General features: G+C 46.9%; 11 protein-coding genes. 5 read left to right on the top strand and 6 right to left on the bottom strand.

Features of this window, described 5'->3' with window-relative positions:
• Window positions 1-82: 82 nt before the first annotated feature.
• Window positions 83-1,453: a pectate lyase Pel9A gene (gene pel9A, locus H7T88_RS15225; RefSeq protein ID WP_221789108.1), complete on the bottom strand. Its 1,371-nt coding sequence runs from the start codon at window positions 1,451-1,453 to the stop codon at window positions 83-85.
• Window positions 1,454-2,086: 633 nt separating this feature from the next.
• Between pel9A and H7T88_RS15230 the strand changes: the two genes are divergently transcribed.
• On the top strand, window positions 2,087-4,069 hold the full coding sequence (locus H7T88_RS15230) for an ATP-dependent DNA helicase (protein ID WP_221789109.1): 1,983 nt from the start codon (window positions 2,087-2,089) through the stop codon (window positions 4,067-4,069).
• Window positions 4,070-4,264: 195 nt separating this feature from the next.
• On the opposite strand, the gene cysK is transcribed toward H7T88_RS15230, so the two are convergent.
• The 4 genes from cysK to H7T88_RS15250 form a co-directional block, all read right to left on the bottom strand.
• Window positions 4,265-5,362, bottom strand: coding sequence for a cysteine synthase A (cysK, locus tag H7T88_RS15235; protein ID WP_260510927.1), 1,098 nt, complete (start codon window positions 5,360-5,362; stop codon window positions 4,265-4,267).
• Window positions 5,363-5,479: 117 nt separating this feature from the next.
• Window positions 5,480-5,866 (bottom strand): YhjD family protein, encoded by a 387-nt coding sequence (locus H7T88_RS15240; RefSeq protein WP_221789110.1) that lies wholly within the window; start codon window positions 5,864-5,866, stop codon window positions 5,480-5,482.
• Between the two features lie 626 nt (window positions 5,867-6,492).
• Window positions 6,493-6,726 (bottom strand): hypothetical protein, encoded by a 234-nt coding sequence (locus H7T88_RS15245; protein ID WP_090922613.1) that lies wholly within the window; start codon window positions 6,724-6,726, stop codon window positions 6,493-6,495.
• Window positions 6,723-7,760, bottom strand: a complete 1,038-nt coding sequence (locus tag H7T88_RS15250; RefSeq protein ID WP_090922612.1) for a nucleotide-binding protein — start codon at window positions 7,758-7,760, stop codon at window positions 6,723-6,725. The genes H7T88_RS15245 and H7T88_RS15250 overlap by 4 nt, the downstream gene beginning before the upstream one ends.
• Window positions 7,761-8,658: 898 nt before the next feature.
• On the opposite strand from H7T88_RS15250, the gene H7T88_RS15255 reads away from it, so the two are divergent.
• Entirely contained in the window at window positions 8,659-9,387 is a 729-nt protein-coding gene (locus H7T88_RS15255; RefSeq protein ID WP_221789112.1) for a YitT family protein, read from the top strand.
• A 200-nt stretch (window positions 9,388-9,587) separates the two neighbouring features.
• Here H7T88_RS15255 and H7T88_RS15260 read toward each other — a convergent pair whose 3' ends face one another.
• On the bottom strand, window positions 9,588-10,073 hold the full coding sequence (locus tag H7T88_RS15260) for a DUF2188 domain-containing protein (protein WP_221789114.1): 486 nt from the start codon (window positions 10,071-10,073) through the stop codon (window positions 9,588-9,590).
• A gap of 179 nt (window positions 10,074-10,252) precedes the next feature.
• Between H7T88_RS15260 and H7T88_RS15265 the strand changes: the two genes are divergently transcribed.
• The 3 genes from H7T88_RS15265 to H7T88_RS15275 all read left to right on the top strand — a co-directional run bounded on the left by H7T88_RS15265 (window position 10,253) and on the right by H7T88_RS15275 (window position 13,067).
• Window positions 10,253-11,053 carry a lipid II flippase Amj family protein gene (locus H7T88_RS15265; RefSeq protein WP_221789116.1) on the top strand — a complete coding sequence of 267 codons (801 nt, stop codon included), beginning with the start codon at window positions 10,253-10,255 and terminating at the stop codon, window positions 11,051-11,053.
• A gap of 124 nt (window positions 11,054-11,177) precedes the next feature.
• Window positions 11,178-11,771: a TetR/AcrR family transcriptional regulator gene (locus H7T88_RS15270; RefSeq protein WP_312027626.1), complete on the top strand. Its 594-nt coding sequence runs from the start codon at window positions 11,178-11,180 to the stop codon at window positions 11,769-11,771.
• 81 nt (window positions 11,772-11,852) lie between these two features.
• Window positions 11,853-13,067 (top strand): MFS transporter, encoded by a 1,215-nt coding sequence (locus tag H7T88_RS15275; protein WP_221789120.1) that lies wholly within the window; start codon window positions 11,853-11,855, stop codon window positions 13,065-13,067.
• The last annotated feature ends 99 nt before the right edge of the window (window positions 13,068-13,166 follow it).

The raw sequence follows: 13,166 nt of genomic DNA on the forward strand, positions 1-13,166 counted from the left end.
CTTCTCCATTACCACCGATCAGGCTGGCATGGGGGAGGGGACTTTGCTTTATGAATTATTCTTTTATCTTACCAGCCTATACCTACCGGGCTCCAATATTCTTACCCGCTGGCGTTCCCGACCCAATCAGATCACTGCCACCCGCTAGCTTCAAGAAATTACCCAATACAGGCGTACCGTCTGCGGCACGGGTTACCGAAGGCACGAGGGAGACAAAGTCGGCTGCGCTGGCGAGCAGGCCTTTGTCGTTGACGCTTTTTTTGTTTTTCCACCAGACGTTGGTGCTGCTGACATCGGTTCCACTGGTTTTATCGCTGGCGCCGCCCTGGAAGGACAGGTTGTTGGTGAAGATGTGGGTACCTTTGTCAAAAGCAAAGTTGCTTTGTCCATTGTTCCATGAGGTGTTGTTGGTCATCTGGATCGAACCTGGATTGCTGTTATAGGTAAAGCCATGCTTTTTATTATTAAATGCAATATTGTTCTCGACAATGTGATTCACGGCAATTTTCTCGCCGCCCAGTTTAAAGCCGTTACCATCACTGTTCGAAGTGGAGGTTCCGTCAGCGGTGGCGCCGTTGCCGTAAGCAATGCTGTTACGAATCGTGACCGCACCGATGGCGCCTGTGTCTGTTTTACTGTAAAGATCCCAGCCATCGTCTACGTTATAGGCGGCAATGCAGCCGTCAAAGACGTTCCCTGGACCGACCGTCAGCTTGGCGGCAAAACCGTCTGCATCCTCGCCGTCATCCGGGTCATAGTTGTTGTGGGAGTAGGAACGAATGACTTCGTTATATGAAGGCCATTCACTTTTGGCAGCAGTGGAAGCATAACGCCCGATCTGAATGCCGGTATCCCGGTTATGGTGCGCTTCGATCTGCTCCAGACGGTTGTAGCTGCCTCCGATGAATATGCCGTTATCGCCTGCACCCTTGACTTCAAGTCCTTTCACAAACCAGTAGTCTCCGAACATTTGTAATCCCCGATTCGTGGAAGCAAAGGCTTGAGCCGAGAAATCAAAGACAGGTTTTTCCGATCCGTAGGCGACCAGATTTTTACGTTGTGAGGAAGTGCCGCTGTTACCACGTTCAATGGTAATCGTTTGCGAGAAGCTGTAGGTTCCGCCGCGCAGATAGATTGTTTTGCCTGGGGCGATCTGGGTCAGAGCATTAGCCAGTGACGTTGGACTATTGATCGTTCCTGGATTGCTGGCAGAACCGTTAGGAGACACATACAAATCGCCCGCAGCCAGTGTGATATTGGAACTGTTCACCACTGACTCTGATTCTGAGGTATTAGGCAATCCGCCTTCCAAAAGTTCTGCGGCACCCACGGAACCACCGCTTAGCAGTAATAGAGGGAACGCAGCACTGAGACAGATGTTAGTCATTTTGGATTTCAGGGAACGCTGGGATCGTGCAGATGCATGAGTAGATGTGGAAGGGAATAATTTCATGATGCAAGCCTCCTTGGTTAATTGAAATAAAATATCGAGCTGGCGGCGGGCGGCAACCGAGTATGGGCCGAACAGAGCAGAACAGAGCGTACCTTCAATGGGAACAGAATATGGTACGTCACGTGCTTCGTCCTACCGCCCGGCTAGCTAAAGGGTATCCACCCGGACACAGCTTCATGGTAAATGTTGTAAACGTTATCATCAATAATCATTTGATCAGGTTGCGTTTAAGGCTGGCAGAGCGGCATGACTGCTCCCGATCCCATCCCATTCATAGGCAATATGTAATCCGAACATTGGCTAATCGCCTTTTTTTAACGAAGTATCGTCCGAAATGAACGTAAATTGGTCGGTTGTTTTTCCCCTTTTCGCACCAAAATTATCTATTATCTACCTGGATGAACCTCCAAGCCTTGAACTTTATGTTTGCTAAAAGACTTATATCTCTACAAGTTCCCATGAAGTGAGGTATAATCGCGTGAGTCATCGTTCAACCTCTATTTATACCAGCCAATGTTACTTCATGATTCGACAAAAAAATCTTGTCATGCGATTCACATTATGGGATAATTAACTTTTGCCCAACGGCCTTTTTTGAAACGGAAAATAGAAATTGGACCGCTTTGTCTAAGAATGGAGGCTGACCCAGGATTGTCTACACAACGTTACCCTTTTGCATATGATCCGGCTGAACCTTTTGTATCCCGTCTGGGAGAGTGGGTTGCCGATGTGTTTTATGATATTTTGCCAGAGTCCGGCTTCGAGGTACGGGACGAACAGATTTTTATGGCGTACCAGCTCGAACGGGCCTATGGAGATAAAAAGACGATTATGGCCGAGGCCGGCGTAGGAACAGGTAAAACACTCGTTTATCTGCTCTACGCGGTTTGTTATGCACGTTATACGGGCAAACCGGCGGTGATCGCCTGTGCCGACGAGTCTTTGATTGAACAGCTGGTGAAGCCGGGCGGAGATATCGCGAAGCTCGCTGAACATCTGGATTTGCAAGTGGATGCACGTCTGGGCAAGTCGCCAGATCAGTACGTCTGTCTGAACAAGCTGAGTGCCGTCCGATTCGCCGATGAGGATGCGCCAGTGATTGAAGAGGTGTATGAGAGCCTGCCGGATTTCGTGAACACGCCGGGAACACTTCAGGCTTTCCATCCGTATGGTGACCGCAAACAGTATCCGCATCTGAACGACCGCCAGTGGAACAAGATCAACTGGGACCCGTTCCAGGATTGTTTCGTGTGTCCCAAAAGACAACGCTGCGGCCTGACGCTGTCGCGTGATCATTACCGTCGTTCCAAAGACATCATCATCTGTTCCCATGATTATTACATGGAGCATGTGTGGACCTATGAAGCGCGCAAACGTGAAGGACAATTGCCATTATTGCCTGACCACAGCTCGGTTGTATTTGATGAAGGGCATTTGCTGGAAGAAGCCGCATTGAACGCCTTGAGTTACAAATTGAAACACCGCATCTTCGAGGAACTGGTCACACGTCTGCTCGAAGGGGAGATTCGTGAAACCCTTGCCGAGCGTGTAGATGAAGCAATCGAGAGCAGTGAGCGATTGTTCCGCCTGCTGGATACGTATACGGTGGCGATTCCGGGCTCGGAGCGGAAGGAAGTGCGCGTAGAAGCGCCGCTGCTGCAAGAGATCGAACGATTGAACAGTGTGCTTGATGCAATCGGCGAAGAGCTGGTATTTGAGAGTGGATTATTCTCACTGGATGGGTATCAGATGCGTGTCGTGGAAGAACATCTCGATATGATTCAGACGGCATTGTCTCTGTTCCGCAAGGAAGATGGTTACATCTGTTGGGCGGAAGAGAGCGAGGAAGAGACCACGTTGTCGATCATGCCGCGTACGGTAAAAGAAATTCTGAACGAGCGTGTGTTCAACACGGGTATTCCGATTGTCTTTTCATCCGCTACGCTGTCCGTAGACAACTCATTCCGCTATGTGGCGGATAGTCTCGGGATTGACGATTTCGTATCGTTCTCGGTTGCATCTCCTTATGATTACGCAGATAAAATGCAGATGAAAATTGCTGAGCAAGTCTTACCAGGTCATGTAGAGAACGAAAACCGTTTGCGTGATGCGGCGGCTTTGCTCCAAGAGAGCGGCGGTCGGGCATTGATCCTTTTCCGTACGATGGAGGAATTGCGCGCGTTCAAGCAGGACATCGTCCATGTCCCTGAAGCAGAAGGATTACGCTTTATGTACGAGGGAGATAGAGAGATCAGTGATCTGATTGCGGCATTCCAGCAGGATGAGGAGAGTGTGCTCTGCTCCGTTAATCTGTGGGAAGGACTCGACGTGCCGGGGCCATCTCTGTCCAACGTGATGATCTGGTCACTTCCGTACCCACCGCAGGACCCCGTGTTCAATGCCAAACGGAATGCATCGGCTTCGCCATATGAAGAGATCGATCTGCCGTATATGCTACTGCGTGTGAAGCAGGGTCTTGGACGTCTCATTCGCACAAGCAGTGATTCCGGTTCGGCGGCGATTCTGGATGAGTCGATCTATACCCAAAAGGAAGCCAAAGACCGCATTGCGGCTCTGCTCCCGGAAGGTGTGGAATGGACAACCTTGGCACATTAATCGATGTAGATCACATATAGATTTCATAGGAAAATAAAAATAAGCTCCTGTTCACCGGGATACATGATCCGAGGTGAGCAGGGGCTTATTTGTTTTGATTTTCTATTCGGTTATTCATTTGGTTCTCGATTTTGTTATGCAATATGGACGTAGAGCTTGAGAAGGGATGATGCAGAGAAATAATAGATTGTCGGGTTATGGCTCGTTGCCTTCGGCCTTGTTAAAAATACCCATGCTCAGATACCGTTCCCCGGTATCCGGCGCAATGCAGAGCACCCGGTGCCCCGGCCCCAGTTCCTTCGCGATGCGAAGGGCGGCCCACACCGAAGCGCCAGAGGAAGGGCCGAGCAACAGCCCTTCCCGGGCAGCAAGCTGCCGCATCGTATCCAGTGCGTCCTCATCGGACACCTGGATGATGCCATCCCATACGTCGGTATTCAAGATGTCCGGGATGAAGCCCGGACTTGTACCGACGAGCTTGTGCGGCCCGGGCTCGCCGCCGGACAGCACCGGGGAACCTTGCGGCTCCACCGCATAGATGCGGAGGGCGGGAAGCTGCTTGCGCAGCTCTTCGCCCGTTCCGGTGATTGTGCCGCCGGTTCCGGCCGTAGCGATGAAGGCGTCTAGCCTGCCATCCATCTGCTCTATAATTTCGGGCGCCGTCGTGATTCGGTGAATATCCGGATTCGCCTGATTCTCAAACTGCTGGGGAATGAAGCTGCCCGGCAGATCGGCGTGAAGTTCCTTCGCTTTGCGAATCGCTCCAGGCATCCGCTCCGCAGCGGGCGTAAGTACAACCTCTGCGCCATATGCCTTCAAAATGTTAATCCGCTCCTTGGACATATTGTCCGGCATGATCAGAATCGCTTTGTATCCTTTGGCGGCGGCGTTCATCGCAAGGCCAATTCCGGTATTACCGCTGGTCGGTTCGATAATGGTTGCCCCAGGCTGCAGCAATCCATCTCGTTCAGCCTGAGCAATCAGGTTGTAGGCGGCACGATCCTTGACGCTGCCGCTTGGGTTGAAATACTCTAGCTTGATGAACACGTCAGCGGAGTCACTGCCTGTGAGCCTGATGAGTCGAACCGCAGGGGTCTGGCCGATCAGTTCTGTCACATCTGCGGCTACGAGCGGATGTGGATTTGTATTATTTTTCAAAAATGAAGGTGAATGCGAATTTGAACTTCTATCCATAAATACAGCTCCTTGATTGAAAAGACGTTTAAGATATATCCGTTTCCCATATTGGAATGGTTGGATATGTCTTCTCCATCTTAATGACAGAGCACGCAATGGTCAACCTGTTCAGCAGTCACTTGCCTGGGATATGGAGTCTCGGCAGAGCCTTGCTTCTTTCATCTGCTGGCTTGGGAACCAATCGCGCCTCCATACCTCGGAAACCAATCATACTTAAGTTTGGGTCAGATCCATCTGAAGATGGCGACTTAGCTCTTTTTTAACCTCATTACGTGCAAATGTCCAGAGCATATAGAACCGCTGTCCGTATCCCCTGCACAAATAAAGGGTTTCGATGCCATCCTTTCCCCGCGTTTCCTCCAGAACTTTCACGCCGCGGGTTCTCATCTGTTTGCGCAGTTCGAGCATCTCCTTAAGTACCTCATTCTGAATACGGGTGAGCGAGAGAATATAGACCTCAGGCATTTTCAGAAGCAGCGTATCCAGTGTTCGAATATCCCGTTCCAGTACATCCAGCAAAAGGGTGCGTACGACCATGCCTTTGATCAGGCGGTGATCTTCATCGGAAGGGGTGGGGGCGGAAGTAGAAGAGGATGTCATGGCAATTCACTTCCTTAGTCTATAATTGGAATTTAATGTTTACAGAACAAGTGTTCCTATATTATAATCAATATATGCAAAAGATAATCGTTATACAACCGAGAAATAATGGAAATGAGTTTGTTCTCCATTTTTAATCGTTTATATAGAAACCTAAGTTTGAAGTAAAGCGAATGCATCATTCATCTCAATTAAGTCTAATTGCCAAGTAAGAGCACATGATTTGCGTTACAACATATATGATGGTGTTAAATTGAGAAGTTTGTGGTTTTCAGATGGGTGAATACTTGCTAAGAACGGACAAGCTGACTCCAAAATTTAGGTATAATTTATGGGTTTTGCAGGAAACCTAAGGTCAAAAGCAACATCAACTTGGTAAAACATATATTCAGAGCTAACGTTCCTTATATGCGAATATTGTAATTAGATATAACAAAGAAAGAACACATTGAGGAATTGACAAAACGAGCATCAAAAAAGCCCTGCCTTGGGCGGCGGGGCCTTGAGTATATGCTGCCGATACAGCGGCAGTCTAAATGTTAGATGTGTAATGGAATAAAATAGAAGCATCTTCAACAGTAAATAAACAACTAAAACTAAAGTCTGCAGCAGGTTGTTACCCAATTTTAAGCAAGATATTGAGGTTTCTCGTAATATGCTTCTTTTTCTAAAATGACTTTGTAAGGCCGCTCCTTGCCCTTCAGTGATGGGCCGATGGTAACGAGCGGTACGGCCGGTTTGTGGAAACGATCCTCTTCCTTGGGTTCCGGAACCGGTCGTGATGAATCAGGCGCAGAACTAAGGCGAACTTTCTTCTCGCTGCCCCAGCGCTTGCTTATTTTTTTCATTTCCGGTCTCATTCCGGTTCGCCTCCTAACAGATCGTTGATGGCGTTAAACAGTTGACGATTTTGCAAGTCAATGTGCTGAAACACCGCCTCATCCGCTTCAATATGACCTATAATGTGAACGGTAATTACATACCTCTTGGCTACAGGATAGCACAGCAGATACTCTTTCTCAAGGTAATCGTCGTACAGATTTACTTTGATTTTGTTTTCTTGATATGAATCGACAACAAGAATGCGTTTGGGATCGTCCGGCGGTTTGTCATCATTGGCGGACAAGTCGTATTTTCTGCCGGGTTCTCCAACATTACCACATAATTGCTCAATGTAACCATTACCATCTGTACGATAGATCGCAGTGCCGCGTACAGTGAATGGCGGATGTGAAACAAAGGCACTTCGCAGTGCGTCACTCATGCGTTCGAGCATCTGGGCATCTGCTTTGCGTGTACGCAGCAATTCCCTAAAGAAACGTAGCAGTTTGAATAATTGCAGTCTTGCCTGATCTTCGGAGCGCTTATGATTCTCGATGATACGCTCAGCTTCGGGATCACTCCAGCGTCCTTGTTCTTCAATGCTGTCTGCGATCTTGGAGCAGGCTACAGATACGGCGGGAGCCCATTTTCCGTCAGAACGAATCTCATATACCAGCGGATTCAATCCCAGCAGATCGGTGGGCATCCGCAATCCTTCGACTTTGGCAGCATCCTTGATGTCCGTAATATCTTCAGGAAGAATGAAAAAAATACGCTTTCGTCCCAGACGGCCCATAAATAGACCCATTTCAAGCATTGTATTATCCCGAACCGATGCGTAGTACTTCCCGCGAATTTTGGATATGTCATCTGGATGGAAGATAAAAATGGCAAAGTCCGTTGTGCGTACCTCAGCTTCCAGATCGTCCATGGTATAACTGCTTGGATTAAATACCCCCGAGTACCACGGGGTGACTTCGGCTGAAAAGCGCAAGTTTTCGTGTACAGCGGCTGCAATCGGCTTCGCTTCCAGCGAGCAGCCAATAAAGACTCTCGGCTTTAACGTTTTCATCACTCCGCCTCGCTTAAACGGTAATGGGATTCAATTGTTATATTATACCATAAAAAGCAGAGTAAGTCTGGAAACGTTTGAATTGTATTGGCGATACCGTTCGCTATAGTGTATGTGCATAAGGAAAAGGATTCCTTTGCTAACGACTAGAAAATAAAAAAAAGCCCGTAATTGTCACAGTTGGGTGACTGCACTGTTATATTTGAAAGCTTCGGTCATAGAATAAAGGAGCAGGTAGCACCATTCGTTAGCTTTGCTGATACGGGTGTGCCTGTATGACGGCTGGAGCAGCCCAGAGGCTGTTTTATGCGTGTTTTTGCTGGGTTGCTTGTTTAGACCCGGTCACATTGGTGTTATATAATAGAAGTACAAGCAAGTTAGCTTTGGTGTTTAAATTGAATGAAATAAAATGCTGTGAGTTGAATCTCCCTTTTACACGTTAACGAAGAATGCAGAACCCATCAGTAGAAGCGAAGCGCTCGCGTTTATCACAGGATTTTTCCTTTTGAAAAAAGGAATCAAAAAAATCCGGGGATAACAGCGATCGAAAGAGGGTACTGCAATCGAAGTGGTAAGTGTAAAGCGACCTGTTCAACCTTCTGCATCATTTATTTTTCAATTTAATCAAGCACAGCTAACCACAAAACACAGAAAGGATCAGGATACCATGAGTCCCCGAAGGACAATCTCCCCAAGGACAATCTGGAAACGTTACGATCTCTCATACACATAGCGCCCCTTGTAGAGTAAACCAACCGGTTCAACAAAACGGCTGACTCTGCGAAAGAGGGGATTGGGATGAATATTCGAAGGACGTACACGATGATTTCTTCCAGGCTTACCTTTTGCAGGGTACGGTCGGTCTAAAAAACCAACTACAAACTGCGAGGGAACCTGTATGAAGAGAACATCGTTAACCGTACAACACGTTAAGACAGAAGCGATCAAGTTTGCAATTATGTTACTTGGTACATTTATTTTGGCATTTGCTTATTATCACATTAACTTTCAGAATCATTTATCGGAGGGCGGATTTGTCGGTCTGGCCCTGCTCGGAAAATATGCAACGGGTTTATCGCCGGCGGTCGGCATGTTGCTACTCGACATTCCTGTCATGATCCTGGCCTGGTTCATCAAGGGCTGGAAATTCATGATCCAAGCACTGCTTGGTGTGGGTGCATTTTCCCTATTCTACGACGGCTTTGAGCGTTACTCCACACTGGTGATGAATTTTAACGGAAACCTGTGGATTCCTGCAGTACTGTCCGGTGTATTGACCGGGGTTGGTGCGGGAATTGTACTTCGCTTTGGTGGAGCGACAGGTGGAGACGATATTCTCGCTGTGCTCGTCAGCCGCTGGAAGGGATGGAAACTGGGAACGGTTTTCTTTGTCAGTGATGCGTTCGTTTTGGGATTGTCACTCTTCTTTCTTCCGGTAAAAGAAACTTTATATACAATTCTGGCTGTATGGATTGCCAGCAAAATGATTACGTATGTGGTCGGCATTCCGGCTCGCGGTACAGTGGTTACAACATCTGCTGTAAAATTACCGATTCCATCGGTTGCCGCCAAAGCGGTCAATGCAGCTACAACACGGACTTCCGTGGCACAAGGCGTAACGAATTGAGCAGGCATTTCAGAATAACCCATAGCTTATATGGCATAAAAAGTGTTCGAGCTTTATCAAGCTTTGACTGGTTTGAAGTAAGCTCTGATTTAGAGAGGAATCCCTTTTGTCTGCAGACTCTGCAACAAGAGGGATTTTTTGTTATGCGTTAGGAATGCTTTTAAATAAATGTCCTTGAACATTAGTGTGATAGATGCACATTAGGATTTAAGAGAACGAGCAATTTGTCCATCCTGATTATGAATAATGGCTCGAATATGATGTTTGGTGCTCCATGCTTTAGCGGCATCAACAGCCTCCACTTTGGTATCGTAGGTGGAATGGTAATCGGATGTGCCTTCTTGTTTAATGGCCCAGCCCGATTCGGTTGGTACAACATGAATGTTGTGATGGCTCTTGGATGAGGAGACAGGTTCGGAGTGGCGCCGATTCCGAGAAGAAGATTCTGAAGAAGAAGACTCGTCAGGCTTTTTTGATGTTGTACGAGAAGACGAATCGGAGCCTGACGCCGTATGATCAGGGTGATTCTCATCCCACTCCTCCGCTTTGGCCGTTGCGATGGCAATTGCCCGTCCTTCTTCATAACCGTCATCAAGCAGAGCGTTGGCAATGTCGATCGCTTTATGCCGAATGCGTGGCTTCAGATTTTTCATGGATACCGGGTAGTCGCTTTTATTCCATGGCATATGTTATCCCTCCTGAAATAGTATGGGTTAGTAGTATATTACCCCCAGGCATATCAGATAAACGCCAAACGGGTTCTCGCTCCTTTTCTATACTTCGGGGGACATAAGGCGTATAATACGTTGGTGATAAAAATTGGATAAAATCAAACATTAGAACCAATATAAAGGAGAACGTACATATGTTCAGTCTAAGTCTCGCTCTTCCAATGATATTCACCATGCTGATCCATGCAACAGATAGCTTATCTTATGCACTTCGTCTTGGCGGTTTGCGTACGCGCCGGATTGCTCTTGCGATATCACTCGCAGGCATTTTGCTACTCGTCTCTCGTACGTCCAATATGGCACAGGGTCCCATGATCGGTAGTCTGGTGGACTCCGCCACTCGTGGAGCCAACCCGCACTTTGCAGCACAACTGCATTGGTTGATGGGGGCAGCAACGGTAGGAACAGCATTAGCCATACTCTGTTTCCCGACAATGGTCAAACTCTCATCGCGAATGGTTGTACATTTTGAAGTGGCAGGTTCCATTCCTGGCATGATCCGGCAACTTCTGAAGCGGAGTAAGCTTCGGAATGCAACGTATTATATTACTCCACCTTCTTGGGAAATGGCCAAACGTTTGGTACAACACAGCATGCCAAGACGGTTAATGTTGCTCAATGTAGCCGTAACTGCCATCTATACTACAGGTGTTTTGTCCAGTTTATACGCAGCGTATCTATACCCGGATCAGGCTGTGGCTGCATCTCAGTCGACAGGATTGATTAACGGTATGGCAACCATTTTGCTTACGATTCTGGTCGACCCGCGGATTTCACTCCTGAGTGACCGATCTTTGCGTGGTGAAATCCGGCTGAATCGCATGAATCAAATTTATGGCTGTATGCTGATCTCTCGTCTTTTTGGCACACTGGTGGCGCAGTTACTGTTGATTCCTCTGGCCTACTGGATTGGCTGGATCGTAAGTATGATGTGATCATTTTTTCACAGTGCTTACGAATGAGTGAGAAGGGATGCCTTACTTCTATCGATTGACAGAAATTAGGGTGCGTGCTAATATTAGACCGAATAGTCGGTTTTTTTGTAGGGAGGGTATATTTATCGAAGTCAAACGGAGAAAAGACGTTGCTCAGATAAAAAAAGATATTGTACGTAATACCAAAGAGCTTTTTGCCCAGAAGGGGTATGGAGCCACTTCGATGGAAGACATATGTACGATTAACAATCGAAGCAAAGGTAGCATTTATTATCATTTCAAAAGCAAAGAAGAGCTATTTATGTACCTCATCAAGCTGAACAACGAAGATTGGATGGACGAGTGGGTTGAGAAGGAACCTCAATATAAGACCGCTACAGAGAAGTTGTACGGACTCGCTGATCATTATGTGGATGACATGGCGAATCCGCTGAATCATGCGATTAATGAATTTGTCTCTAGTCAGGTGGTTAGCCAAGAGATGATGGATGAGATGCTTGCTCTGATTCGGATTCCGTATGCGACCTACGAGCGTATTTTATCTGAAGGTATGGAAGCTGGAGAGTTTAAAAAGGGTAACCCGCAGGACATGATGCATATTATTTACGGCCTGCTTAGTGGATTAAGTACACTTTATTTCGAAAAAGATGTGCAAGAAATCCGGCGCCTGTACCATATCGGGATCAGTAGTTTACTGACAGGCATCCAGCAACGTTAATGAGAACAAACTGATGAAATATCAGTTTTTCTTTTTAAACAATAATAAACCGGACAGTCGGTTTAAAAAGGGAGATGGAATATGAATACGTTATTCAGAAACAGAGCTTTTCTTATCATCACAGGATCAGATTTGTTGCAAAACCTTGCGATATGGATACGCAATATGGCAATCCTCTATTACATTATGGATCAGACGCAAGGAAACCCGGTGGCAATCTCCCTCATTACTGTTCTGGAATATGCTCCAATCTTTATATTTTCCATCATAGGCGGTGCGCTTGCAGATCGGTGGAATCCCAAACGAACGATGATTATCGGAGACATTCTAAGTGCTATATCGATTGTCATCATCATGGGTATTCTTAGCTCGGGATACTGGCAGGTTCTTTATGCAGCAACCCTCGTTTCCTCCATCGTCAGCCAGTTCTCTCAGCCCTCATCTGTCAAAATAGTTAGACGGAATGTCAAAAAGGAGAATGTACAGTCCGCGATCGCCGTAACGCAAAGTGCAAACTCCCTTTTCCTCATTTTGGGGCCAATCGTAGGTACTTTTATATATACTGCTATGGGCATTCAGACATCCATGACGGTGTTGCTCATCTTATTTGTCGCTTCTGCTATTTTGCTAACGTTTCTGCCCAAGGATCAAGCCAAGCGGGAAACCGGTACTTCTCTCTTCGCTGATATTAAAGAAGGATGGAATTATGTCACTCAGTCTCGTTCACTTCGCATGTTGGGTCTGGTTTTTGGCTGTGTTGGCCTATCCGCAGGCCTGATCAATCCACTAGCCATTTTCCTGGTTACGGAGCGGTTGGGATTGGAACAAACCGCACTACAATTTCTGTCGGGAGCATCCGGGCTTGGTTTGCTGATTGGCGGGGGGATCGCTGCGGCTGTCAGCAACAAGTTGAATCAAACGAAAACATTAATAATCGGGCTGTTGTGTGTGGCTGTTACCATGTTAGGTGAGGTCCTATCCAGTTGGCTCTGGTTAACGATGGGTCTGACGTTCCTGAGCTCCATAAGTCTTGCTTTTATTAACATCATTATCTCTTCCTATATGGTCAGCCGGATTGATGAACACGTCATTGGCAGGGTGAATGGAACCATTATGCCCTTATTTATGGGAACGATGCTGATTGGTTCCTCACTCGCGGGTGTGATCATGAATCAGACTTCTTTGATTTTTGTGTATGTGATATCGGTCATCATCATGCTTCTGAGCATAATTCCGGGTTTAAGAGTTCAGTTTAATGATCAGAATATTTTGAATAATGGTGAACTAAAAAGGTGATCGCACACTGTGGCTTGAAGGTTTCGAAGCCGATATGTTAATTAAAATAAAAAAAGAGCAAAGGGATCTAAAATGTACCCCTTGTAAAGGACAAATTAA

The sequence above is a fragment of the Paenibacillus cucumis (ex Kampfer et al. 2016) genome, assembly GCF_019748695.1.
Taxonomy (GTDB): Bacteria; Bacillota; Bacilli; order Paenibacillales; family Paenibacillaceae; genus Paenibacillus; species Paenibacillus polysaccharolyticus.

Excerpts from the sequence above, each read along its gene's own strand:
- pel9A (WP_221789108.1), bottom strand. The coding sequence starts at position 1,453 with ATGAAATTATTCCCTTCCACATCTACTCATGCATCTGCACGATCCCAG.
- H7T88_RS15230 (WP_221789109.1), top strand. The coding sequence starts at position 2,087 with ATGGAGGCTGACCCAGGATTGTCTACACAACGTTACCCTTTTGCATAT.
- H7T88_RS15240 (WP_221789110.1), bottom strand. The coding sequence starts at position 5,866 with ATGACATCCTCTTCTACTTCCGCCCCCACCCCTTCCGATGAAGATCAC.
- H7T88_RS15245 (WP_090922613.1), bottom strand. The coding sequence starts at position 6,726 with ATGAGACCGGAAATGAAAAAAATAAGCAAGCGCTGGGGCAGCGAGAAG.
- H7T88_RS15250 (WP_090922612.1), bottom strand. The coding sequence starts at position 7,760 with ATGAAAACGTTAAAGCCGAGAGTCTTTATTGGCTGCTCGCTGGAAGCG.
- H7T88_RS15255 (WP_221789112.1), top strand. The coding sequence starts at position 8,659 with ATGAAGAGAACATCGTTAACCGTACAACACGTTAAGACAGAAGCGATC.
- H7T88_RS15260 (WP_221789114.1), bottom strand. The coding sequence starts at position 10,073 with ATGCCATGGAATAAAAGCGACTACCCGGTATCCATGAAAAATCTGAAG.
- H7T88_RS15265 (WP_221789116.1), top strand. The coding sequence starts at position 10,253 with ATGTTCAGTCTAAGTCTCGCTCTTCCAATGATATTCACCATGCTGATC.
- H7T88_RS15275 (WP_221789120.1), top strand. The coding sequence starts at position 11,853 with ATGAATACGTTATTCAGAAACAGAGCTTTTCTTATCATCACAGGATCA.